Here is a 24,193-nt window from a genome sequence, read left to right as displayed (position 1 = left end):
AGGCTATGCCATGCGAATGCAAGAGTCTGTTGTGTCGGTGGATGAAGGCGCGGGCCATCTACGCTTGTCAGGCCCGCTGTCCGAATGGTTGTTCTCGTCGAAATTCTGGTCGGACTTCAACGCTAAACACGGCACGATGTTCGATCAATTTGAAGAAGACGAGGCTGACGTGACGGTAGTCAAAGCAGTCGTTGAAGCGCTAGACGAAAGGGCCTGCGCTTTACGGGAACTGAGCGAGCGTAACGTTGAATTCGTATATCGTTGGACACCCGATCACAAGCCTGTGACAACGAGTATGCCGAGAGACTCGTTACTGTCAGAGCTAGTGGCGTTTCGTGACTTTCTCGTCGGCGCGGTAGTGGAAAATCGCTGCGTGACCTTCTCACTTTGAGCCTTCTTCGTAAGCGTAACGGAGGTGTACGCCGGATGTCGTCCGGGACAGCCGCAGTGAAACGAACCCGGCCGCGTGCCGGTCGCGCACAACTAGACGTTGAACACCTGCTGATTGGTTCACGTCGTTAGCCATCGCCCGAGAGTTAGGTGCTCACCACTGGACAATGCGTTCCGTGTCATCGCGGCGACGCACCTCCTCGACGAGGCGCATTTGTCGGTGGTACGTCGTGTTGTGGTTGGCGACGACGCACGCTTCGAAGCAATTCGACATGGTGCTGCTGCAACGAATGCTCTGCTGGCGGAGGAAGTTGGATCACTTGCGATCCATAGAAGGCTTTAGAAAAAATCAATTCAGTATCGGGGATTTGCCGTATGCATTACAAGGTATTGCTGCTACGTTCGGCATTGGTTTGCGTTGGGGCGTCGAACGCGGTCTTCGCAGCTGGAATTGTTAACGATGGCAATACAGCCACGTCGGTATCAACTTCAGCATCGGGTCATCAGACAGTCAACATTGCACCAACTATCGGTGGCGTCTCGCACAACACCTACACGTCGTTCAATGTGTCGAAGGCCGGGGCCGATCTCAACAACGTCGGGGTCAATGCAAAGACCATCGTCAATGAAGTCACCAGCACCAACCCATCATTGATCCAAGGTGCGATCAATGTCCTGGGGCCGCGAGCGAACGTCATCCTCGCGAACCCGAACGGCGTGACCGTAGACGGCGGCAGCTTCCAGAATACAGGGCACGTTGTCCTTACGACAGGGCAGGTCACCTTCAACGACATCACGCTGGCACCAGGCGTGATTCAGCGCAATGTCGTGCTTACGACAAACGGCGGTGCCATCGCGATCGGTCCGGGTGGGCTGTCGGGCACACTCGTCAATCTCGATCTCGTATCGAAGCAACTGGCCATCAACGGACCAGTGACCAACGATTTCACGACATCCGTGGGCGGTGTACGTGCAACGATCGGCAGCAGCACGACGACCTGGGACACGAGTTTCTCGCCATCAGATAATAGCCACGACTGGCTAGCATCCACCACGAACCCGCACGCATCTGCATCGGGGTTCGCTATCGACATCACGTCAGCGGGTGGGCTCACCGGAGGCCGGGTTCAACTTATCGTCACAGATCAGGGTGCGGGCGTTCGCAGTCTCGGGAAGCTCTATGGCAGCGCTGGCGATGTGATTGTCAGTTCGAACGGCGACATTACAACGACAGGCGCATCGATCCGGTCAGAGCACGATATTTCGGTGACCACCAGCGGAAACGTATCGTTGCAGAATACGCAGACGTCGGCCGCGAACAATACAACGATCAACGCAGGTTCAATCGCGCTTTCCGATACCGGCGCTGGTGCATCGACTCTCAGCGCCACGGCGGGAGCGGTAAAGCTGACAGCAAACGGCGACATTACGAACACGGGAAGCGCGATCCAGGCGGGTGGTGTGGCCACGAGCGGTTCATCCACCGGCGGCGATGTAGTCCTTACGGCCGGCGGTAATATCACGAACCGGTCGACGCCAGCAAACCTTGGCATCATCTTTTCGGCCAACGGCGCCGCTACCCTGACTGCAAAGGGCAATATCGTCAACGACAACGCACGCGTTCTGTCCAATGGCACAGTGACAATCACTGCCGCAGGGGACGTGCAAAACATCATCGATCATACGAGCGGTGTCAATGCAGGCGCGCCCGTTGCGTATTCGAATCAGAGCGGAAGTTTCCTCCTCCTGACGCACACATCGAGCGGTTTCGACGTCGACTACGGTACGGTGATTCAGCCCTCGCAGCTCGCATACATCGCTTCGACCGGCGGCGCCGTTTCGATTTCCGGCGCCAACGTGACGAACTCGGGCGGCATCATCCAGTCGAGCAATGGCTCAATCATGATTAACGCGCTCGACACGTTTACGAATGCGGCTGTGTTCGCCGGCCAGGCCAGCTACTCACGCGGGTGCTGGATTTTCTGTCACGCCAGTGCATCGAGCACGGTCACCCCTTATGGCGGCACGATCCAGTCAGGCAAGGACCTCTCGATAACCGCAGGCAACATCGCACGGAATATTGGCGGTAACGTGTTCGCATTGGGAGACATCAAGGTCAGCGCTCCCATCACCTATGCGCAGGGCGTGACAGGTTACTCGGCAATCAATCAGGACCGGGGCTTCAAGGCGTTCTTTGGCAGCACATGGGCGCAGATTATCGCGATGGACGTCGGCGGCGACTTCGTGGCAAACGGCTCGGTCACGTTCACCGGCAGTGCAGTGATTGATGGCGGATCGATTGGTGGCGGGAAGGGGACGTCCGCAGCAGGCGGCATCACAACGGTACGTCCGCCGATGCGCACGCCGGTGCAGATCGGTCAGCACCTCGGGCTCTCTTCGTGGTTGGGATACTGATGTCGGTGTTTCGAACTCGTATTCCCGGCACGGCGGCATTCGGTATTCTGATCGCGGTCCAATCCGTATTTGCACAAACGGCGCTACCGCCCGGGGCACCCGCACCGGTTCCCATCATTCCGCAAGTACGTCCAGTTCAAGACCCAGGCCAGCAACTGATAGACGAGCAACGTGAGCGGGCGCGCGAGCGACAGATTGCCCAGCCGCCAGCGTTGGTTACCCTGCAGACACCCGGGGCAGGCGCGGCACTCAATGTTTCTCCCGGTACGCCCGTCGATGACATTCCCGAGCCTGGCCCGTCGTTTTCAGTACATCACATCGTCATCGCAGGTCCGCACGATGCTGCGGTCGTCCTGCCTGACGGTGTGTCTCCGGCGCGCTTGCGGGAAATCGCTGCGGCGTTTGAAGATCACAAGCTCGGCACCAACCGGATCAATGTACTCCTGAAAAGACTCACCGATGTTTTCGTCGATGCAGGCTATGTGACGACGCGCGCGCTGCTCGGTCCGCAGAATCTTGGGTCGGGCACCCTCACGGTGACGATCGAGATTGGCCGTATCGAGGCGTTCACAGTGAACGGCCAATCGATCCACCGGTTGAAGAAAAACGAGCCATCAGCGGGGGGCGGCTGGCTGACCGATGCCGGGTATGCAAATGCGTTCCCCGCATCGCCCGGCGATGCATTGAGACTCGTCGATGTTGACCAGGGCGTTTCGCAGATCAACCGTTTGCGTCGCAATCAGGCGGAAGTCCAGATTTTGCCAGGACAGAGTCCGGGCGATTCCGTTGTCGCCATCAACAACCGTCCCGGCGACCGCCTCTATTACACCCTTGGCGTGGACAACTACGGCAGCGAAGCGACGGGTATCACACGGTATCGGGCGGGCGTCGAGGCGGACAATCTCATCGGACTCCAGGAATCACTTAGCCTCAGCGTAATCGACAGCACGGAGAGCAATGCGTTTGTTGGCTCGTTCGCCATTCCCTTTGGTCGCCATACGTTCAGCTACACGCTGTCTGACTCCGAATATCAGCAGGTGATCGGCACGACGGCACTGCTGTACGGCCGCACGCTCAGTCATATTCTTGGCTGGAACTATACGGCGAGCCGGTCGCAGGCAAATACCCTGAATCTCGACGCGACACTTTCCTGGCGGCGCACAGACCGGGAAGTGAACGATTTCGATCTGAGTCCGCAGCACATTGCCGTGCTGCGTGTGGGCGGAAACTGGCTACATCGCTTCGTGCTAAATGATGCGCAAGGGTTTGTAACGCTTGATGCAGGCGTATCGGAAGGACTGCCGTGGCTGGAAGCGGACCACGACGCACACGACATTGCGCGGGCCGACGCGCACGGTCAGTTCACCAAGCTCGATGCGACCGCCAGTTACACGTTGCCACTCCCGAAGATCGGATCGGCGCAGTTTGCGTATCGGGGCGTCCTTGGACTGCAATACGTCAACGTCGCGCTCTATGGAAGTGAGCAGCTCTTCCTCGGTGGTATGGACAACGTTCGCGGTTTTCGTTCGGGCGTGATCGCCGGTGACCGGGGGTTCTATACGCGCAATGAACTGGCGTGGGTGAACACGCCAGCGTGGCACGACGGCAGGGTAGAGCCATACCTGTTTCTGGATGCAGGAAAGGCGAGTCTGATCGCAATCCCGGGTTTTCCGTCACTGGTCGGCACGGGCGGCGGGCTGCGCGCGCAATGGCAGTGGTGTCGACAACAACTATCTGGCGAACTGCTGGTTGGACGCGCGCTGACTCAGCCTGCTGCGCTTGGACCCAAGTCCACCCTTATTCTTGGAACAATGAACTGGAGCTACTGATGAAGTTTCCGAACCGGACAAGTTTCGTTGCAATGTCGGCGCTGTGCATGGGCCTCACGGCGCCGGCGTTCGCGCAGTTGGCGTCGGCGACCGTCGCTTCGCTGCCGACGAGTACGGTCGCGACCGTGAATGGTGTTGCGATTCCCCAGACGCAGTTCGATGAAGCGGTGCGCATTGCCGTGCAGACAACCCATCAGCCCGACACACCGCAACTGCGCCAGGCGGTCAAAGGACAACTGATCGCGCGTGAACTGTTCCGGCAGGGTGCTGAAAAAGCGGGCTACGGAAACAAGCCGGAAGTGCAGCAGGTCGTCAACGCGGCAAAGGCCAATGCGGAATCCGAGTTGTATCTGAAAGACAATATCCGTCCCGAGCCCGTGACCGATGCCCAGGTGAAAGCGCGCTACGACGAGATCGTCGCATCGCTCGGCAAGGACGAGTTCCGGCCACGCATCATCGCCGTCGCGGACGCGATGACGGCTGCGACGGTACTCAGTGAACTGAAAGCGGGCAAGTCCTTCGACGTGCTTGCGCGCCAGTACAGCACCGCGCCCAGCAAGGCCGCTGGGGGAGAACTGCCTTGGGTCAGTTTCAAAACGCCGGTTATGGAAGGCAAGACGAGTGGATTGCCGTTGCCGATAGCGCAGGCGCTTTCAAATCTCCCTGTGGGTGGTGTGACGCCAGAGCCGGTTTCCGTTGGCAACACCCGGGTGATCGTGAAGCTCGACGCGAAACGCCCGACACAGGTGCCCACGTTTGAGCAGGCCAGGGACGCGATCCGCCAGCAATTGCAGGGGCTGGCGTTGCAAAAAGCCAGTGCGCAGTTCACGACTGATCTGTTCAGGAATGCCACGATCCAGCAATAAGCCCGCCGTCCTCAGACCGTCGGGCAGCGCGTCATTTGAACGGTTGCGGGAACGGGCTAAAGAACTCGGCTGGCGGTGCCTGGCGGACCGCTGGACTGGCTATCAAATACCTTACCCCTTCGAGTGCGAAAGCGTTGACCGCTTCGAGCGGCGCCCCGTGCATCGAACAGATGCGAGCGACCGCTGTAGAGCGCGGTGGCTCGTGTGCCTGTCAACCGAATATAAGGGCAGGCATGTCACGCTGAGTTGGCAATGTCATCTTGGACATGTATTGCAGATACGGCCTGCGGTCGTCAGAAGTGGGAGTTGGTGCCCCTCGCGTGCCGACCTCCCCGATCAAGAAGTGAAACCGGTGGAAAAGGCTGCGTTACGACGCTGTCGGCAAGCTGTCGGTACCCTGAGACAGGCTTCGCACTGCGAATTATGAGATTTGGCATTCCCAACCACCTGAAATCGCCTTCGAACGCTCACTTTGCTTATTTTTTAAGCAAAACTGGTCAATTTTTAGCTCCGAGATGGCCGCGCAGTTTCCGTTTTGCGCTGCGACAAATATTACAAAACTTCCAGACTGGAGCGCGTGCGGCAGGAGCGGTTGAGATTGCACGCCCACGTCTTACCCTTCCCGGCATCGTCGGACGGCGCTAACGGGCCGGAAAACGGGTCGGAGGGGTATTTTCCAGTCCGCGCTTCCTTCCTTTTTCGGACTCGCGCGTAAAGCGGTAACAATTACCGATTTCTTCCCGTCGCGACACGCCGCTTTTTGTGATGAAAAGTGTATTCGTGCTACGATTTGATCAAGAAACGGGTTTTCTGGCCGATTTCGGTAAAAAATCAGTGGATTTTGTCTGCCCGCTTCCAATTTCGCTATTACCTGCGCGTCTTGACGGGGCTGCCTCATCTATTGCGTCGAGCATTGGTTAATACCTTGCCGATCCTGAAACGCGACGCTGCAACCTTGCGTTTCGGCGTGCCTTTTCTTCACTGAGTGCCCATTGGATCATCGTCCGGGATGACACTCGTCTACAAAACTAAGGACTACCTATGAAATCGGATCTTTTGCATACGCCGCTTTTTCCGCTCGGACGGACATTCGCCACGCCAGGCGCGCTTGGGCTTATGCAACGCACGGACACAACCCCGTGGGTGTTGCTTGGCCGACATCGATCCGGCGATTTTGGCTGTCTGGATGCATACGATTGCGCTGCCAATAACCGGGCAGTGCTCGATGGCACACGCATCCTGAGCGCTTACGAGCTTGGCCCCGCTAACGAAAAAGTCTGGGTGATCACGGAAGCTGACCGTAGTTCGACGACAATTCTGCTGCCCAGCGATTACTAGAATGGGGGAGATCATCGTGCAGAAACTGCTGTTTGCCGATCCAAAACTCTTCGTTTCTCAAGGCGCGGTCGCGGGTGGGTGCGCGACTCACGCAGCGGCTGCGGCGCTCACCGTGCTGGGGCTAATCTCCGATCCTGGGCGCATCATGGCAAAACGGGCCGAGCCGAATTCCAGACGCCTATGGATAGCACTGAGGGATACATACGCACAGGGCATCAGCTTCGTTGAGTTGGTGCGGCGCATGGAAGAGTTGCAGTTTCCGGTCGGGATCGAACACTCCGAGGGCAAGCATCACGATGTGCTGCGGTTTGCGGTTGACGCCCTGCAGCGGCAGCGACCGGTCATACTAAGTTTCGCGCCAGTCAACCGTCCGCGAAGTCTTCACGCTGTTCTTGCAGTCGGCTTGTCCGGACGGATGGACGGTCGGAGCTTTGTACCCACGTCACTACTTATCACCGACTCATATGAACAGCACCCGGGCCTCGGACCTGCTAATGCTCGGATGGAGTTCTCGCGTGCTGCTAAGCGCCAGACTGACGGCTTATACGTGACCGCATATTGTCAGTACCGCGTCTCGCTGGACGGGGCGATTTCTCTACGCCGGACCGCGTTGCCCAAGAGCACGGCTAACCGACCGTAGCCTCGAGGTTGACCGGCGCGGCCGTGGTCACAGGGGCAGATTCAATCTTCCGTGCGGCCGTGATGGGTGGGGGAACGAGGAATCCGGACTAGCAGGGGAAGCTACCTCCTCCCCGGACTCGCGCGGCGATCACCGGTGGGTTTGAGCGAGATGTCCAGTGGTTCAAACAACTTCGAAAGCGTAATTCCCATGATGTAGCAGAGGTTTGCAAGCGTCTCTATCGAGGGGTTGCCAACGCCCCGCTCGATCGCGCTGACATAGGACCGGTCAATGAGCGCGTCATGGGCAAGTTGCTCCTGGGTTAGATCGGCCTCGACACGACAAACCTTGATCCGCCTGCCGATGGCGGTCGCTACAGGATTGCGCTTGTCCTTGATTGTCATTCTGGAAGTCATGCCCCAAGAATGCCCGGCTGACTACTTATTCACCACGGGATAAACAAATCCAAACGACTTGTATACGCTACACTCGCGCGTAAACGCGCTTGTAGCCGAACAAAGCGGCAATTGCAAAGGAGCAGTTATGAACGTAACCAGCGTCTGATGACCCTACCTATGTTGGTAGCAGCCTCTCATACGAATCGATATTCAATCACCTACGGGATAACGCAGTTATGAAGCTTGTACATTTCTCTGTCGTCGCTCTCGCTATCGCGACATCCGCAGCACATGCGCAAACAAGCTCAGTCTTTAGCGCAATTCAATCTGCCAAGTCTGCGTTAAGCGCGGCAAATCAGCCGCAGTCTCCGCAAGACGCGCATCAGCAGATGTTGCAGCAACAGCACGACCAGCAGGTCGAATATATGAAGCGACATCCGGCGTGCTCGACAAATTGTCCGCCTGATCCGGAGGATGAGAGACGGGCAGAAGCGCAGCAAAAGCGTGCGCGCGAGCAAGCACAGCGACAAGCCGATGACGCCGCAAAAGTTCGTGCGCTATGCCCCGACCTAGATAATGACAAGTTCAACGTGGCTGAGAAGTTTATCCGCTGCAGGAATAAAGGGTTCACGGAGCAACAGGCGTTCGGCACGATTCAAGGGTTGCCGACGCAGCCACAAGCTTACCTGGCGGCGATGATCCAGGATATATACGAGGACAACATCACCGATCCTAAAAAGGGCAAGGCGATCTTGGATTACTACGGGCGTTGCTTTGAGCGCGGAACTACTTGCGCTCGCCCTGCGTGGTAAAACCTTGTTGCAACCAACGGCGAAGGGGCGCTGTACGGTGCCACTTCGCCCAGAGGGCAATCCGCGTCCCCAATGCAACTTGCTTCGCGGCAAACTCTTTGCAGGGGAAGCGAGAAGCGCAGCTCGGTGCCAAACTGACGTACGAGATTCCGCAAGAACGGTACGCGCTCGATCATGTGATTTGGGATATCGCTGCCGCTGCGGGAAGAGCGGCGCACGCTTGCGAAACCTCGTCCAATCGCGTCGTGGATACGTTATACCGCGGCGCGAACAACGATACTACTTTCTGGAAATAATCAGCTTGTCGTCGGGTACCACAAGTTCGCGCGTCTCCCGGTCGAGTTTCGCGGAAAGGACTGTGTTCTTTCCAATACCATGCAAGAGAACCGTGGCATCTTTGATTTCGGCGTAACCTTTCATGGCGTTGGACATAGGATAGGTGGGAAGCAGATTGCTATACGGTGGTGCCAAATAAACTATGGCATGGTCCTGCCGGAGATTTACTGCGCGCATCGCACCATCGAGAACTGAACTCATCACGCCAGTGACGAGCATTGGTGTCGCAAGCATAAAGAAGATTGCTTGATTTCTGATCCTACGAAGCCTCTCGATGTCTTCGACCAGAGCCGATTCGTGTGCTTGCACAATAGGCGAGGTCCGACGCTTTACGATTGCCGTGAGTTTTCGATCGTTGTTCCAGTAGACACTGTAGAGCACATAGAGAGACACCGCAGACAAAGGCAAGGTCCACAACGCGGCAACGTTTATACGGGCGAATCCCCAGATAAACAGAACACCCACAATTGCAAATGGGATCGCACTGCTGTCGAACCCTGCCCACTCGTTGACGGCCGCCGTTCTGTTGAACGTGTGCGAGCCTAGACCTTGGCGAGACTTCCATTTGCTAATCGCATGCCCGATCCACTTGAAAATCGGCCGCAAACCCGGGGAAGCGACAATACCAAGACCAACGAGTGATGCCACGAGCACCAGATAGAGCATCCCAAAAGAGCAGGCCATCACAAGGAATAGAAAGCCGTCACCGATCGATACATCAGAGGGAAAGTAGCCGATACGCACGCAGTAAATACCGAAGCACAGGCCCCCGATGAAAACTCCTACTTTCGCGCCGAGCGCAGCAAGCTTGGACGCCAAGTCGATGAACCGCTCAAAAGTCGAGTGTACTTCCAAAGCTGAACGGGTCGGAGCGACCTTGGCTGGTACGTCAGCCACTCTCTCAGAACTCTGTCGAATATCCATTACATTCCTTGTAGCGACAAGATAAGTATCAATGAACGGCATCCTCATGTCGGAACTTGAGGGGCGGGCGCAGGAAAAGGCATACAGTGATCAACTGTCGGCCAACGCCCGAGCGCAAGCACAGGCGAAATTGCAAGCGCGACGTCAAGCTCGCACAGCGAGCCAACGCCGAGATGGATGCCCAGGATCAGGCGCAGTTCCGGGAAAGCGCTCGCCGGGACGCCGAACAGCGACAGCAGGAAGCAGTGGCAGCCGGATCGGTCCCGCCGCCATGCCACGGCGCGAATCCGAAACTCGGGATAGGCGGCCTCATCGTCGACTGCAAGAACAAAGGCGCGACCGAGCAACAGTTACTTGGCCGTCTCGGAATGCTTCCCCAAGTGCAATAAGCCATCTAACCATGAGGTAATATTGGCAGCCTTGTAGTAACAAAGGCTATCGCTCGGGCAACCGGACCGCTGCCTGACGGTTTCGTACGGTATTACGCTAATCAAATAATAAAGGCTCGTTGCATGTTGGATCAGCTGTTGGATGTGCTCGGAAATTCCCACTTCGAAGCCTATCTGGGTGGCCCGCTCGTGGGTCTGATACTCGGGGCAATCCTTAACTCACTGGGAAAGCGTCCCGGTCCGGAAAACCGGGGCCATTCACTGCAGGACGCCAGGCATCAGCTTGATCAGCATCGCGAGAGGCGGGAACAAAAAAGCATAGTCGATCACCACCACTATCACCATAGCGGTACGGGGACGGGCGGTGACACGTCTCTCCCAGTCGCCTTCTTCGGACTCGTTCTGCTCGCGGTGGCATTGGTTATGTTCGCGGCCTATCTTCCACAGCTCGCTGGTACGCTGTACTTCGTTACTACGGCGATCGCAATGTGTTCGCTTACGGCTGCCGTGCTCGCGTGCGTGACGGGCCGATTTAACACCCGGGAGTGGTGGATGCAAGCGGTTTTCCCCGCAACGGTCTCGCTTGGGTGCTTCTGGTTGACCCTGCAGGCGCAGCAGGCAATTCGACCGGACGTTGTAGCATTTGCACAGGAGCTGCTGGCGGATCAACCGGTCAGCTTTGGCATGCTGGTCCGGGCGGCCGTCCGGTTCACAAAGTCTGTGGGTAGCGAATACGTCCAGTGGATGATGTTCGACATGATGGCGTTTGTCTGCGTTATCGCATGTGCCGTCATCGCCTTACTCCGACTTGCGTACTATGTTTCTCTTTCGAACGCACGTGATGGCGGCGCAGGAATTTGGCTTTCGTTGGCCCTCCGGACCGAACCGTTCGCCGGGAGGGGTGGCGCGGTGTTTGTAGTCGCCATGTTCACGTTTGGTACGCTTTTGGCGACCGGGCGCTTCTACTACCTTGTTCACAACATTCCTGGGCTCGCGTGAACGCCGACAGTGGTTGAATGATATGTTTTGATGGAACTTGACGAACGTAGTTGCCTTCACAATCCAGTCATTCTGTGAAAGGGGAATTCTGCAATTGACCAGATTCGGGCAACGGCAACGAACAATAATCTGAAGAGGATCAGATGAAGCTGACAGAATTTCGTGTCCAGAACTATCGAAGCATCACGGATTCAGGCTGGGTGAAGATCGACGATATCGCGGTCATCGTAGGCAAGAATGAGTCAGGGAAGACGTCTCTGCTGAAGGCGCTGTGGAAGTTTAAGCCGTTCAATGCGGAACCGTACAGTCTCGACCGGGAGTGGCCTCGCGGCAAGCGGAAGGATCGTTCGCCGAGCTTCGAAGTTGTTACAACGCGCTTCGACTTCACAGATGCCGAGAAGGCACAACTTGCTGGCATTGACCCCCAGTGCGCTGGTTTGCTGCGCATCGAAATCGGACGGACTTACGACGGGAAATTCGCGTCCAGATGGGAGCCGCACGCGATTCCGGTTGAGCGAAATGGTATTTCGGCAAAGCATTTGCTACATGCGGCAGTTTCAGCACGGGTGCTCGGCAAGCCGGCAGAAGTTGTTGAGGCAATGTCGGCGGTTCTCGCCTCTACAGCGGCCAAGCTGGATGCCGCCGATGGAAGTGCAGCCAGGGCTTTGATTCCAGAAGTGAAAGGTCAACTGGTAGAAGCCGCAACGCTTAAGGCGGACGCCGCACTGGCTCAATCGGTTGGTGCAGATTGCGATGGCATCCTGGCGAAGATGGCTGTATCGCCCTCAGAAGAGGCGTGGCAACTGGCACAAACTTGGATTCCCACCTTCATATACATGGATGACTGGCTTGCCTTCAAGGGTACTGCTCATCTCGATCAACTCAAGCAGCGCAAAGACTCGAACCAACTGCGGGATGACGATCGAACCATCATCACGATACTGGAGATGGCCGGCCTAAGTCTCGACGAAGAGGTGGCTAAAGGGGCGTTACCTGATCGCGAACAACGCATGCTGGACATGAACGACGCGAGCCAAACGCTAACAAACGAAATCGCCGCGCGCTGGTCCCAGAAGAAGTACGAGGTACAGTTCAACGTCGACGGATACCACTTCGTGACGTTTGTGAAGGACGAGTCGGCAAAGGCGCTCGTGCCGTTAGAAGAGCGATCGAAGGGCTTCCAGTGGTTCTTCTCGTTCGACATGAAGTTCATGTACGAGACCAACGGCGATTTCAAGAACGCAGTCATCCTGCTCGACGAACCGGGATTGCACCTGCACGCCGCAGCGCAGCGCGATCTGTTGGCGCGACTGAAAGCGTATGCGCGACAGAACCAGTTGATCTATACGACCCATTTGCCCTTCATGATTGACATGAATCGGCTCGACAATATCTGGGTCGCCGAGGAGCGACCAGGCGAAGGGACGAAGGTTCATGCCGAATGGGCGACCGCAGACAAGGACGCACGTTTCACTCTTCAGGCGGCACTTGGGCTTTCCTGGGCGCAGTCGTTGTTTATCGGGCAGAAGAATCTGGTAGTTGAAGGCGTTACCGATTTCTGGTTTCTGAGCACTATGTCTACGCTTTTGAAGGACGCGGGCGAACCTGGCTTGAGCGAGGACCTTGTGGTGACGCCGGCTGGCGGCGCGTCAAAAGTCGCATATCTTGCGACATTGCTGAGTGGGCAAGAGTTAAGAGTTGCAGCATTGCTTGACTCCGACGAGGAAGGAATAAAAGCGCAAAAGCAGTTGGTCCATAACTGGCTTCTCTCCGACAGCGATGTGCTCATGCTTGGTGTAGTCGTCGGCGTCAAGGGTACTTTTGCAATCGAGGATCTTTTTGACCCCGCCTACTACCTCGAACATACAACTGCTGCATACTCGAAGGAACTACGCGGCCAATCGTTGAAGTTGCGGGAAAATTTGGGTGGTTCCATTGTTGACAGACTGACTGCGCAGTTTGCAGAACTCGGCGTTGCCTTCAATAAAGGACGCGTCGCCAAGCGCATCATGAAGGACTTGGCCGACAAACAGATTGCTGACTTCCCTGTGGCTACGGTCGACGGCTTCAGGAAGGCTATTGGCGCAGTAAATGCCGTGGCGGCTCGTTGGACCGCAGGCTAGTGCTCTGCGCCACGCTATGGGTCCGAAGTGGGACGACTTGCTCATGTCTAACGAGGATTCGCTGGCGTGACGGGCTCGGAACGCAATCTATGTCAACGTGGACGAAGATTTCATGCAAGCATTCTCTGAGCGTCACCGCCGCTGGGTAGCGAATCACTTTGGCGGAAAAATCAAGGAACTTCATTACCACCTAACCGCTATAGTGGTCGCCTGCGACCAGTCGCTTCGACTGTCTTCCAGCGGGCTACATGTTCCCAGCGAAAACAGTGAGGCTGTGGTCTTTGGATTTTCGGCGTTTGCGAACACTATCCAAACGCTGAAGGATGCTGCCAAGACAGTGACCGGGGAGCAATTGCCGTGGTCACAGATCGAGCAGCTTCGCCACGGCGCTTTCATGCGTAATGCGCGCAACGCAACCACCCATGATGGACATCCTGTTGTTAGTGCGTGGGTCGACGGGCGCTACTTTGTACCAGCAAGAATTGTTCGATTAGGCGATCGGGAACAGATCATCGAGATCGCGGCGCCAACCGAAGACATTCGTACCCTATGCCTGGAATTCTCCCAGGATTTTTGCCAGATGTTGCGTGAGATATTGTCGCGGACGGAAAACGTCGCGCCGCTGAGGGGAATTCCATTCGATATGGCGGAACTGGACGAAGCAATTGCCGAATCGAACGTCATGCCAGAGTTCGTCAAGCAAATGTTCGCCGCCAATCGGCAAGAGATCGCAAAGAGTCTTGATACGATCCGGCATGATCCTGTCGCCGAAGTGATTAAGCGTCTCGACGAGGTCACGCGGTACTGCGGATTGATGCAAAAAGAGTAACCAGATTCTTGCGATAACTATTGGACCGGAAGACCGCAACGTTTCTCATGATGCAATTGAGTCCCGGTCGCGCGCCCGTAAGTGCTGACGTTGTGAAGGCGCATTCCTGCGCTACGCGGCACGTATGACCGGGATGCCAGGCCGGCGAGGTAATGGCGCACCCGTGAACGTTGCAGTGACTCTGTCTGTCAGGAACCGCGAAGGGGCGGAGAACTTCCGACCGGACAGCACATGATGGTACGGCGCGTGGAACAGATACACGCGATCACGTGCCCGCGTCACCGCGACATAAAAGAGCCGCTGTTCCTCGTCGACATGGCCTGATCCGATTGCATAGTGGAGCGGCAGCGAACCCTCCGTCACGCCGAGCACGATCACGTGATCCCATTCGCTGCCTTTCGCGCCGTGAATGGTCGACGTAACGATCTTTGGCTGCGCATCCAGTCCGGCAATATGCGCGCGCAGGGCATCCACTTTCCCGAATTCGCGGCTGATCGCTTCCCAGCGCTCCAGTTCCGTGGCGACCGCCGAACGTGCTGCGCCCGCAGCAACTACGAGCCTTGCATAAACGCGGCGCGCGGCCACGTACCGGCTGCCGGGCGAGGAAGCGCGAACCGCAACCGTGAGCATGCGGCGGCAATGTTCGAGCACCGTCTTTGTCACCGCATCGGGTGAAACACCCGTCACTTCGCACAGCCGCTTCTCGATCCGGCGCTTGCGGCAGGGCGACTCGATGGCCCACTTCCATTTCTCGACGAACGCGAGCAGATGCAGAAACCGGTAGGTGTGCTCTGGCATGCGCTCCTTGTACGTCGGCTCCGTTTCATGACCGGCAGCACGCAATGCCATTTCCACATGGCGCAGCTGCATGCCAGTGCGGGCGAGGATCGCGATACGATCTCCGGCGACGCCTTGCCGCTTCAAATCCCCAATGAGACGAATGACAGCATCTTCCTGTTCGCCGGCAGTCCGGTAGCGATACAGCAGCGGCTTCTTCCCCGACCCGCAGCCGACGACACGATGTCCCTTGATGCCAACAATGGCGTTCGCGAGCGCGGCCGTCTCGTGCGTGAGGCGAAACGAACGCGACAGCGACAACGTCACCGCGTCAGATAGCGCTTGCTGCAGATGGCGAAAGCGGGCGCCCATGAAGCCAAAAATGGCCTGCTGTTCGTCGCCAAACGCCATCACATTGGGAACACGCTGCACAAGTGCGGCAAGCAGCTGCGCCTGTTCCCCGCTCATGTCCTGCGCTTCATCGATGAGCACGTGACGGTACGGCAACTGAAAGTTTCCTGTTCGCAGCAGTTCGCATCCCCGACGCAGCATGCCCGCGTAATCGATGCTGCCGCTGCTATCCAGTGCCCGTTCGTAACGAAGGCGGACGGCGCGCAACGCTTTCAGCACTGGCCTGTAGGACGAAAAGCCCGAGCCGGGATCATCCACGAGAGAGCGGGCGAGTTCATCGTTACCCTGAACCCGATCGAAGAAGGCAGCAAGCTGCGCACGCGCCTTGCTGTTACGCAACCGGATGCCCGTCATTCTGAACACAAACGCACAGGCTTTCGGACACCCATCAATAGCAGATTTCAGGAGCACGTCCCTGTCCTTCGGATCGGGAAATGACGGCGCGCGCTGGCCCCGCTGCGCAGCATGAGCGCGGACAATTTCCTGCCCGAAGGCGTGAAACGTCATGACCGCGATGCCTTCATTCCGGATTCGCTCCCGCAGTACACGAACGGCATGATTCGAAAAGGACAGAACGAGAATTTGTGCGGGCAGCACGCCTCGGTCAAGCAGACGACGGATACGCGCACACAAAGTTTGCGTCTTGCCGCTACCGGCACACGCTGAAACGATGACGCGCGGCTGCGTCGTGCGGATGACCGCGTACTGCTCCCCGGTTGGCTGGAAACTGTTCATTGCCAGATACCAGATATTGCCTGCGCACGGACGTAGCGTGCGGTGCATTGCTGTGCCTGATGAGCGTCGTGTTTATCTTGCCGAAATCCCGGTACTGCTATCGCAGGTTGCAGAATTGAAGCGGAAAATAAGACGCAGGGAGAGGCGGAAAATGCAAAAAACGCCATGACGTGTGCAGATAATTGGTTAATGGGAAGGGAGGGAAGGGGATGAAGAAGGAAAAATGTTTTATGTATCTATCATCGCTCCATGAATATCACCCCTGCGGCAGAAACAGCGTGTTGTCGACAGGCTTCAGAATCGCGTCGATGTCACGGTGTTCGATGCGGCAGTTGTGCAGGATGAACCCGCCATCTTGGCGATACGGATCGAGAAACCGGTCAGCACGTTTCGTTAGAGCGGTTGGCGAGACGCCAAGGTTGTCCGCGTTCAGCCATCTGCCGATATCAGCTTTCGAGGGCAACGCAAACAGACGCAAACGCTCCGCCCAGAAACCGCGGTGATCGAATGCGATGCAATCATCCAGCGAAAAGAGTCCGATATCGCCGAGCGCGGCGGGTCCGCAGAAGCGCCATTCGAGATGGCAGCATGGCTGGCCGTTCAGCTTGCTGGGTTTGTCTGCGTAGGTGACGAAATTCTGCGGGCGCTTGTGGCCGTTGCCGTCGGCGCGCGGGCCAAAATACACGGTCTGATTGAAGACGTTGACCGGATCACGTAGGTGCGGAACGAGCAGTCGGGCGAGCACGAAATCGCGCAACTGCATGGCCGCTTCGGCGGTGCCGGTCATCCAGTCGAGATTGAGTTCGATTTCGTTGAGGGCGACGCGATAGCGTGGGCCGATGGCGTTGACGTACGCGCGCAGCTGCCCGATGGTCGGCTGGAGAAGGTCGAATTTCGATTGCCAGACCGGGTGATACTTGCGCGCACCGTTTCGCGCTACTTCGAGAGGGATGCGATGTTTCATGAGCGGCGCGGGCAGGTTCGGTTCGGGATGGTCAATCGAAAACTTTAGCCGGTCGATCGCCGCGCCAGCATGGTCGATGAGTTCCAGCGCATTCTGGATGTCGCGCGGAAGGCGGCTGCGTGACGGTGAAGGCATAGGTTCAGTCCAATGCTCGACGCTGCACCCGGCGAAATCGGGTGCAGATGTCGTCAGGTTGATGGATGAAAGTGGGCGAGCGCATGTGAGCATTCCGGGCGCGCTATGCCACATGTCTGGCTTTACAGGATTGGGCGTCTACCGCGTTGCGCGTGTTGCGTTGGTTGCATGAGGTGTGTATGAAACCGAGGGCGCGCAACCTGAGCAACGTATGCAACTAGAAGCGGATTTTGCGTTTCCCGGACGGGTGGTCGGGCTCGTCCCAATCTTCGTCCCCGTCTGCCGACGCTTCGCCCGGAGTCTGATGCTCGTCTTCCGCATCGCCGGAGTCCTCGTCGTCATCGGCGTCTTCATCATCGACGTCCAGCCCAAGGAACGGCAGCCACTGGTCACGCCATCCGTCCGGCAGTTTGACTTCGAGCCCCGGTGAAAGCAGTAGGTCATTGAGCCGACGCATCGCGGTCGTCTTGTGCATGTCCATCAACGCGGCGATGTCTTTGAGACTATCGCCTTCTTGGCGCATGTGCCACATTGCTCGGTCCTGCGCCGACGCTGCGATGAATGTTGTGTAGCGCCGCGACCATCGGGAACGCTGCGGGAAAACTTCGCACATGATCTTGCCGATGCCGTCGGCATGCTGGTTGTGCAGCGACATTGCCGCGATGGAAAACGCGATGGATGCGCCGGGTCCAGGCTCGCAGCGGTCGACCACGATGAGTTCATGGCAGTATTCCTGAAGCCATAGGGCGTCGAGGCCGCTGGCACAGTGCAGAAACAGCATGACCACGGCATCTTTCTCGCGCGCTCCCGCATCGAGACGAACGAGTGCGTCAACGATGTCGGGATTTGGCTCGCTGTTGACCGATTGCTGTGCAGTGACGCATTCTTTTTCGCCGACCTGCGAAAGCATGATGTGAATGCCTTCGTCCGAAAGCGCATTAATGTTGCGACAGTCGGCCAGCGTCAGAACATGCAGTCGCTCAGTGATGGTCGCCGGACGGCCGTCCGTGCGAGCAATCATCTGCGCGAAGTCGGCATCGCGCGATCCGTTTCCGTACAGCGCTTTCAATGCCGTGATACACGGCATGGGCAGGTCGGCGATCTTTTTTCCGGCAAGCATCGATACTTCAACGGCGCCGCGTGCGTGTAGTGCCAGCGAGGGGTCGAGAAGCAGCACAGGCATGACGCCTGGATTCACCGGCTTAATGACCTCGCGCATGGCGTCGGCAATGCGAACGGGCGTTCCAGGTGAGCGTGAGGACGTCCGGCGGACAAGCTTGCGTTCGCGACTGGTGTTTGGAAGGGGGCGGGACGTTGACATTATTCGCGCTCCATCATATTGACACCGCCGACACGCATCTTCTCGATGAATGCCTCGACATCTTCGCGGCGGTAGCGCACGCAGCGGCCGAACTTGTAGAACGGCAGTTCTTCAGAAAATTTGCCGGTGAAGCGCCATTGGGCAGGCGTTTTCTCGGAGATGTTCAGCAGTTCGGCAAGTGCGCGGTCATCGAGGAAATCGTTGAGCAGAGCGCGCTGTATTGGAGAGGTTGGAATGGTTTCTTTGGTCACGTTCGGCTCCTGTTGAAGTTGAGTGAACGTGACCAATCTATCGAGATGAAGATGCCGGCTCCAGAAATCTGGGGGGAGGGAGAAAATTCCTGAGTGAGCTGGCTGGTTAGGCTTGTTCACACTTCAGGCGTACGAGCGTTGGTTCGTGCCACCTGTAGGTACTCTCCTTCCGTGACCAGCGTGTGGGCCATTTCCAGCCATCGCAAGATCGTCTTTGCGTCGGCATCACGGGCTTCGTCCGTGAGGGGATGCAGATGGAAGTATTCGGCAAGCACACGGCTCATCGGTTCATAAAGGTCGAAGTACGGAAAGTTCTGTGACTCGTCACTTATCTTGGTGATGAGGAGAGCGTGCTGAGACGTAACGCCTCGCTCTTCGAGTTGACGAACGAATGTGCCTTGCTCCAGCGAAGCTATCGCGTCGGCCATGCGCAGTGCGTAGTGGAGCGATTTCAATCGCACGGGTGCCCATTTCCATAACGTATTGGATACGGTAATGCCTGGCGCGCGAGAGGATGGGACGTCGTAGACGTCGATGGGTCGCTGAAGTTCCTGCGAATACTGAGCAGTCGGGCTATTCGAAACGTCGATGTATTCCGTGAAGAGTAGAGCGCCGTTGCGCGTGCCACCTTCGAAATAGCTGGAAATCTGTCGGCGCAACGACTCGATCTGCTCGTCAAGGTTTCCGGTCACGTTCATCCGGAACAGAACCTCGTGCGGCCCGGTGGCTGCTGCGGTTTTTGAGAGTCCGTGCTCGTTTACGAGCACGGTTGTGGGCGCATTGATGGCTTCGACCGTATTGCATGTGAATAGCCAGGCGAGCTTGTTGTTCTTGTCGTGGATTCGGGACGGTTCGATCAGCTTGCTGGCGCTGTCGATCGGATTGACAAGAATGCTGATTCCCCATTCTTTCCGAACGTAATCCTTGAGAGGATAGACGAAGTGTCGCGGATGGCGTGTGCTGTAGGTCTTGTAATTGACATCCTGCTCGTTCGGGGCGGGGTCGCAGACGTAATGCAGGAGGGAATCTAGGGGGAAAGGGATCGCAGGTACGTCTGCGTACGCTGACTGCAGCATGTCGTATCCATGCGCATACTCGTTGCTTCGTCGCAGAAGTTCCCATGACCATATGGACGGGTCCAGCAGATCGGGGCGGGGGTATTGACTTTCGTCACGCCAGTCTGCGCGGACGGCGAAAAGACGGTCTTTTTCGGGGAGGGTGCGGGCGGCCATCGTTCACGGTTCCTCAATGGAAATCGTTTCAGATGGTAGCAAAGGGGTAGCAATGCAGTTCGGATGTCGTAACGAAAAAGGGGTTAGCGCAAGCTAACCCCTTGATTTCGTTGGTCGGAGCGATAGGATTCGAACCTACGACCCTCTGATCCCAAATCAGATGCGCTACCAGGCTGCGCTACGCTCCGACGCGAGCCAGCGATTCTATCTGCATTGAGGTCGACAAGTCAAACCCTCGCGTCACAAAAGTCATAACTGACCCATCAGCAGCAGCACAATCACCACGATCAGCACAATGCCGACGAGCCCGGTCGGGCGATAGCCCCATTCGCGGCTGTACGGCCAGCTTGGAAGGGCGCCGATCAAAAGCAGGATCACCACGATCAGCAGAATGGTTCCGAGGGTCATGTTATCTCTCCTTATATGGCCGGGCCACAAATGGAGACCACGTAGGCGCGTACAGGCAGCAACCGTGCGCGCACTGGCGGCCGGAGTGTCGAGCGCGCGGAATGCGCGTTCTATGCCTTACGGATCAGCAAGCCATGTGCCTGACATGAGGCGGCGGTGCGGGCAGGGAAACGGGGCAGGAGAGAGCGCGTGCCCGGGGAATCCGGACGCGCAAGTGAAGACGTCGCGCGTCGAGACCAGAACCGGCGCGCGAGTTGGACGAAAATTCAGGCGGTCAAAGGATAGCGCCGCAGGCGCGGCGCATCCCGCTTCAGTGTCTGCGGCGCATTCTGTCCAGGACGTGATGCTCGGTAAGCCAGTGATGCATCATGCCTTCTCCATGATGCTCGCGCCGATAGGTGCGCGACTCGAACACCGACAGCACGACAAGCACCAGCAACCCTATGGCGAGTCCAACCAGACCTGCGATCGATTCGGCATCCATGGCGGCCTCCTTCGACGAAAACGACCCTGTGTACATAGTAGAACAGGCGCTGCAAGATCGCGCAATGCGGTGGATATCCAGGTTCGGCGGCGCGCATCGCGCTTTGCGGTTAGACTCGTGGCCCGCGACGTCATCCGTCGATGCTCACACCTTGTCCTAAAAGTTTATGAAGCGCTTCCTGCTGGCTGCATCGCTGTTTTCGCTGTTCGCCCTGTCGGCGTGTGCCGACGATCCGAGCGTTCACCATCACGTGCCACCGAAAGACCCGGCGGACTACCACGGCGTGCCGACCGACACCCGTCCGCCTTCGATGATCGACGCGCCCGACGCGCCAAAATAAGCGTACGGCTGGGCGCGCTCTTCGACACGCACCTACGCGCGGCTCGCCGACAACTCAGTCCCGACATCGCGCGCAAGACGCGGCAACAGGCGAAGCAGCGTGAGGCCGCGCGCGGCCATGAAGATCATCAGCGCCGCCCACAGTCCGTGATTGCCGTGCGTGCCGGCGAGCGCCCACGAAGCCGCGAGGAACACGCTGAGCGACACGACCATCGATGTCATCAGATCGCGCGTGCGCGTCGCGCCGATGAACACGCCATCGAGCAGAAAGCCCCACACGGATACGATTGGCGACAGTACGGTCCACGGCAGAAAGGCTTCCGCCGCTGCCCGCACCACGGTCTGATCGGTGAGCCGCTCGATGATCCACGCGCCCGCCGTCCAGTAGACGAGCGAGAACGCCAGCGCGCCGAGCGCCGACCACAGCAGCGTCACCTTGACGGCCTGGCGGAACGCGTCGCGGTTGCGCGCGCCGATGGCCGCGCCGACGAGCGCTTCAGCCGCATGCGCGAAGCCGTCGAGCCCATAGCCCATGAACGTCTGGAAGTTGAGGAGCAGCGCGTTCGCGGCCAGCGTTGCGTCGCCCTGTTTCGCGCCGAGATGCGCGAACCAGCCGAACGCGCCTAGCAGGCACATGGTCCGCACGAAGATGTCGCGGTTGATGGTCACCATGCGCCGGAGGGCGACGGGATCGAACAGCGCGGCGCGCTCGAGCGCCGGCAGCCCGCGTGGACGCATCTGCCAGAGCAGCACGGCGCCGAACACGAAGCCAAGCGCATCGGCCGTCGCCGTGGCGGCGCCGATGCCCGCCACGCCCCAGTCGAACGCATACACATACAGCAGCACGGCGACGATGTTCGCCGTGTTGATGAACACCTGGGTGGCAAGCGCGACGCGCACGCGTTGCGTACCAAGTAGCCAGCCCAGTACGACATAGTTGCCGAGCGCGAGCGGCGCGGCCCAGATACGCGCGTGACAGTAGGCGCGCGCGTGCCGCTGAACGTCGTCGCTGCCGCCGATCGCGCGCACCGCGAAATCGATCAACGGAACCTGCAGTGCCAGGATGACAGCGCCGATCGCAAACGCGAGCAACATCGCGCGCACGATGTTCATACGCAGGCCGGCCTGATCGTTCGCGCCGAACGACTGCGCGACGAGCCCTGTCGTGCCCATGCGCAGAAAGCCGAAGCCCCAGAACACGAAGTTGAAGAACAGGCCGCCAAGCGCCACGCCGCCGAGATACGACGCGCTGTCGAGATGCCCGGCGACGGCGGTGTCGACGGCGCCGAGTATCGGCTGCGTCAGGTTGGCGAGGACGATGGGGAACGCGAGCGTCAGCACGCGCCGATGCCAGCGCGTGGGCACGGCATCGGCGGGCACGTGCGGTGGGTCTGATGCGACGCTATCGTCGGCGCGATCGTTCAACCGCGTTCCTGCACGCAGACCCACGGCGACACGACGACGGCCCATAGTTCGGGGTCACGCGCGGCGAAGTCGGCAGCCGTCTCCGCCTGCACGCGCTCGACCAGTCCCGCCGACAGCCATTGCGTGACCTGCGGCGTATCGTCGTTGGCGATCGCCTCGGCGACGCTCACCAGATCGAGATCACGCGCGACGCGCAGCAGCATGCCGCGCGCAAAGAAGTGTTCGAGTTCCGTCCATCCGATCTTCGCGGTTTCACCGAGCAGTTTCTCGTAGAGCGGGCTTTGTGGGGTGTCGGGGGAGGTCATGGTGTTAGCAGGCAGCATGGCATTCGTGCGTGGGGGCGTGCGGCGGCGTGCGCCGGCACGGGCGGGCGTAACTATAAACCAAACCATAGGCGACACCTCGCGACTTCGCTCGCCTATGCCTTGCGGTGCGAATACGCCGCTAAATGCCTTCACGTCACGCGCTTTAATCGCCGTATCCGCCCGCATATGAATACGTTAAACGGAAGTTGGCTAATTCGTTAAATCTGAGGAATCCACGGCAGGAATCGCAACGGAAGGGTGCGTTGGCGCACCAAGTCCCGCTATTGCGGGAAGCGAAGCGAAATGCGTGAAATCGACGAATATCGCAGTGCAGAACAATTCACGCACAATCCTTTCGGGATCTTCCGAAACGCCCGTCAGACGTGGGTTTCGGGGCAGTGCGCTATTGGGCCGGCCGCGTATTGAATGCGAAATGGCGCGTTGATTCGGCTTGCAAATTGACGGGTGCGCCATTCAGTTCGTCTTGAAACCGTGCGCCGAGTCACACTATTTGCACAATTAATCGATTGCGTGGGTATAGGGGCGTTGCTAGATTTCGTCTCGGCGCATGGTGAACCGGTCCTTTGCCGATATGCGCCGAACCCCCGTTTGCCCGGCCTCGTGCCGGGCATTTTTTTGTCCTCACGCAATAAAAATCAAACGACGCGCGAGTGCCGGCTACTGCTTGCAGCGGATCACCATCGAGCGGTTTTTCACGTTGGCGCCGAGCACGCCGCCAAGCGTGCCGCCTGCCGTGCCGCCCGTATCGACATCTTTCGAAACTACGTCGTAGCCATAGGCGCCACATGCCTCGCCCGCGCGCTTGTAGCATTCGCCCCAGTTCTGGCTCGCATCGCTGCCGCTGCAGTTGATCGCGAAGCCCGTTTCGCCGTTGGGCAGATAGGTGAGCGTCGTCGAACCGGAACTGGCGCAGCCTGCAAGGCTCGTCAGAGAGGCGATCGCGAGGCTCGTCGCCATCGCACGGACTGCCGCAAGGGCGTTTTTCATCGGAGTGTCCTCTGTGTGTCGTTGCGCGGATGAACGCGGTGTCGACAGACGTGGCACGGAGCGTGCCCGCCTGCCTCTGTGATGGAGCCACACACGGCCCATCGGTTCCCGCAAGTTCCTGTCGCGATGCG

At 58.2% G+C, this 24,193-nt stretch carries 24 protein-coding genes and 1 tRNA gene; 12 read left to right on the top strand and 13 right to left on the bottom strand.

The features are described from left to right. The first annotated feature begins 10 nt into the window (after positions 1 to 10). The 6 genes from BLT65_RS02485 to BLT65_RS02460 all read left to right on the top strand — a co-directional run bounded on the left by BLT65_RS02485 (position 11) and on the right by BLT65_RS02460 (position 7,478). The gene (locus BLT65_RS02485; protein ID WP_091774482.1) at positions 11 to 391 is read left to right on the top strand and encodes a hypothetical protein; all 381 of its coding nucleotides are present in this window, start codon (positions 11 to 13) and stop codon (positions 389 to 391) included. 374 nt (positions 392 to 765) lie between these two features. Further along, complete coding sequence (locus BLT65_RS02480) at positions 766 to 2,805, top strand: two-partner secretion domain-containing protein (protein WP_091774480.1); 2,040 nt, start codon at positions 766 to 768, stop codon at positions 2,803 to 2,805. Next, entirely contained in the window at positions 2,805 to 4,634 is a 1,830-nt protein-coding gene (locus BLT65_RS02475) for a ShlB/FhaC/HecB family hemolysin secretion/activation protein (protein WP_091774478.1), read from the top strand. Before BLT65_RS02480 ends, BLT65_RS02475 begins: the two co-directional genes overlap by 1 nt. Continuing rightward, the gene (locus tag BLT65_RS02470) at positions 4,634 to 5,500 is read left to right on the top strand and encodes a peptidylprolyl isomerase (protein ID WP_091774476.1); all 867 of its coding nucleotides are present in this window, start codon (positions 4,634 to 4,636) and stop codon (positions 5,498 to 5,500) included. The genes BLT65_RS02475 and BLT65_RS02470 overlap by 1 nt, the downstream gene beginning before the upstream one ends. Positions 5,501 to 6,541: 1,041 nt before the next feature. After that, positions 6,542 to 6,838, top strand: a complete 297-nt coding sequence (locus BLT65_RS02465) for a hypothetical protein (RefSeq protein WP_091774473.1) — start codon at positions 6,542 to 6,544, stop codon at positions 6,836 to 6,838. Between the two features lies 1 nt (position 6,839). Beyond that, a complete protein-coding gene (locus BLT65_RS02460) occupies positions 6,840 to 7,478 on the top strand; it encodes a hypothetical protein (RefSeq protein ID WP_091774471.1) in 639 nt (212 codons plus the stop codon). Between the two features lie 101 nt (positions 7,479 to 7,579). Here the strand turns inward: BLT65_RS02460 and BLT65_RS02455 are convergent, their stop codons facing one another. Further along, a complete protein-coding gene (locus BLT65_RS02455) occupies positions 7,580 to 7,861 on the bottom strand; it encodes a helix-turn-helix transcriptional regulator (RefSeq protein ID WP_341865820.1) in 282 nt (93 codons plus the stop codon). A 230-nt stretch (positions 7,862 to 8,091) separates the two neighbouring features. Between BLT65_RS02455 and BLT65_RS02450 the strand changes: the two genes are divergently transcribed. Next, entirely contained in the window at positions 8,092 to 8,667 is a 576-nt protein-coding gene (locus BLT65_RS02450; RefSeq protein ID WP_091774467.1) for a hypothetical protein, read from the top strand. Between the two features lie 279 nt (positions 8,668 to 8,946). On the opposite strand, the gene BLT65_RS02445 is transcribed toward BLT65_RS02450, so the two are convergent. Beyond that, a complete protein-coding gene (locus tag BLT65_RS02445) occupies positions 8,947 to 9,927 on the bottom strand; it encodes a hypothetical protein (protein WP_091774465.1) in 981 nt (326 codons plus the stop codon). Between the two features lie 173 nt (positions 9,928 to 10,100). Here BLT65_RS02445 and BLT65_RS02440 point away from each other — a divergent pair, with 173 nt between their 5' ends. The 4 genes from BLT65_RS02440 (at position 10,101) to BLT65_RS02425 (ending at position 14,267) form a co-directional block, all read left to right on the top strand. Further along, positions 10,101 to 10,316, top strand: coding sequence for a hypothetical protein (locus BLT65_RS02440; protein WP_167306441.1), 216 nt, complete (start codon positions 10,101 to 10,103; stop codon positions 10,314 to 10,316). Positions 10,317 to 10,439: 123 nt separating this feature from the next. Next, positions 10,440 to 11,315: a hypothetical protein gene (locus BLT65_RS02435; protein WP_244186397.1), complete on the top strand. Its 876-nt coding sequence runs from the start codon at positions 10,440 to 10,442 to the stop codon at positions 11,313 to 11,315. A gap of 143 nt (positions 11,316 to 11,458) precedes the next feature. Then, a complete protein-coding gene (locus tag BLT65_RS02430; protein ID WP_091774461.1) occupies positions 11,459 to 13,438 on the top strand; it encodes an AAA family ATPase in 1,980 nt (659 codons plus the stop codon). Positions 13,439 to 13,550: 112 nt separating this feature from the next. Then, on the top strand, positions 13,551 to 14,267 hold the full coding sequence (locus BLT65_RS02425) for a hypothetical protein (protein ID WP_091774459.1): 717 nt from the start codon (positions 13,551 to 13,553) through the stop codon (positions 14,265 to 14,267). 111 nt (positions 14,268 to 14,378) lie between these two features. On the opposite strand, the gene BLT65_RS02420 is transcribed toward BLT65_RS02425, so the two are convergent. The 8 genes from BLT65_RS02420 to BLT65_RS47100 form a co-directional block, all read right to left on the bottom strand. Next, a complete protein-coding gene (locus BLT65_RS02420; protein WP_167306440.1) occupies positions 14,379 to 16,190 on the bottom strand; it encodes an ATP-dependent helicase in 1,812 nt (603 codons plus the stop codon). Between the two features lie 256 nt (positions 16,191 to 16,446). Continuing rightward, positions 16,447 to 17,403 (bottom strand): hypothetical protein, encoded by a 957-nt coding sequence (locus BLT65_RS02415; protein ID WP_143036467.1) that lies wholly within the window; start codon positions 17,401 to 17,403, stop codon positions 16,447 to 16,449. A gap of 103 nt (positions 17,404 to 17,506) precedes the next feature. Further along, complete coding sequence (locus BLT65_RS02410) at positions 17,507 to 18,610, bottom strand: hypothetical protein (protein WP_167306439.1); 1,104 nt, start codon at positions 18,608 to 18,610, stop codon at positions 17,507 to 17,509. Then, positions 18,610 to 18,861 (bottom strand): helix-turn-helix domain-containing protein, encoded by a 252-nt coding sequence (locus BLT65_RS46295; RefSeq protein ID WP_208545721.1) that lies wholly within the window; start codon positions 18,859 to 18,861, stop codon positions 18,610 to 18,612. Before BLT65_RS46295 ends, BLT65_RS02410 begins: the two co-directional genes overlap by 1 nt. A gap of 116 nt (positions 18,862 to 18,977) precedes the next feature. Continuing rightward, entirely contained in the window at positions 18,978 to 20,093 is a 1,116-nt protein-coding gene (locus tag BLT65_RS02400; protein WP_091774454.1) for a transcriptional regulator domain-containing protein, read from the bottom strand. Between the two features lie 111 nt (positions 20,094 to 20,204). Then, a tRNA-Pro gene (locus BLT65_RS02395) sits at positions 20,205 to 20,281 on the bottom strand. Between the two features lie 61 nt (positions 20,282 to 20,342). After that, on the bottom strand, positions 20,343 to 20,501 hold the full coding sequence (locus BLT65_RS02390) for a DUF3309 family protein (protein WP_042306980.1): 159 nt from the start codon (positions 20,499 to 20,501) through the stop codon (positions 20,343 to 20,345). 310 nt (positions 20,502 to 20,811) lie between these two features. After that, positions 20,812 to 20,985, bottom strand: coding sequence for a hypothetical protein (locus tag BLT65_RS47100; protein ID WP_167306438.1), 174 nt, complete (start codon positions 20,983 to 20,985; stop codon positions 20,812 to 20,814). Between the two features lie 166 nt (positions 20,986 to 21,151). Here BLT65_RS47100 and BLT65_RS47095 point away from each other — a divergent pair, with 166 nt between their 5' ends. Continuing rightward, the gene (locus tag BLT65_RS47095; RefSeq protein WP_165576896.1) at positions 21,152 to 21,325 is read left to right on the top strand and encodes a YajG family lipoprotein; all 174 of its coding nucleotides are present in this window, start codon (positions 21,152 to 21,154) and stop codon (positions 21,323 to 21,325) included. A gap of 32 nt (positions 21,326 to 21,357) precedes the next feature. Here the strand turns inward: BLT65_RS47095 and BLT65_RS02385 are convergent, their stop codons facing one another. The 3 genes from BLT65_RS02385 to BLT65_RS02375 all read right to left on the bottom strand — a co-directional run bounded on the left by BLT65_RS02385 (position 21,358) and on the right by BLT65_RS02375 (position 24,062). Next, positions 21,358 to 22,749 (bottom strand): MATE family efflux transporter, encoded by a 1,392-nt coding sequence (locus BLT65_RS02385; protein ID WP_091774453.1) that lies wholly within the window; start codon positions 22,747 to 22,749, stop codon positions 21,358 to 21,360. Further along, positions 22,746 to 23,054: a DUF2288 domain-containing protein gene (locus tag BLT65_RS02380; RefSeq protein ID WP_091774452.1), complete on the bottom strand. Its 309-nt coding sequence runs from the start codon at positions 23,052 to 23,054 to the stop codon at positions 22,746 to 22,748. The genes BLT65_RS02385 and BLT65_RS02380 overlap by 4 nt, the downstream gene beginning before the upstream one ends. A 678-nt stretch (positions 23,055 to 23,732) precedes the next feature. Continuing rightward, positions 23,733 to 24,062: a hypothetical protein gene (locus BLT65_RS02375; protein WP_091774451.1), complete on the bottom strand. Its 330-nt coding sequence runs from the start codon at positions 24,060 to 24,062 to the stop codon at positions 23,733 to 23,735. Positions 24,063 to 24,193 lie beyond the last annotated feature (131 nt).

The organism is Paraburkholderia steynii (assembly GCF_900100565.1).
GTDB classification, from domain to species: domain Bacteria; phylum Pseudomonadota; class Gammaproteobacteria; order Burkholderiales; family Burkholderiaceae; genus Paraburkholderia; species Paraburkholderia terrae.
Note: the sequence above shows the minus strand (reverse complement) of the source record. Positions and strands in the feature narration are given on the sequence as shown.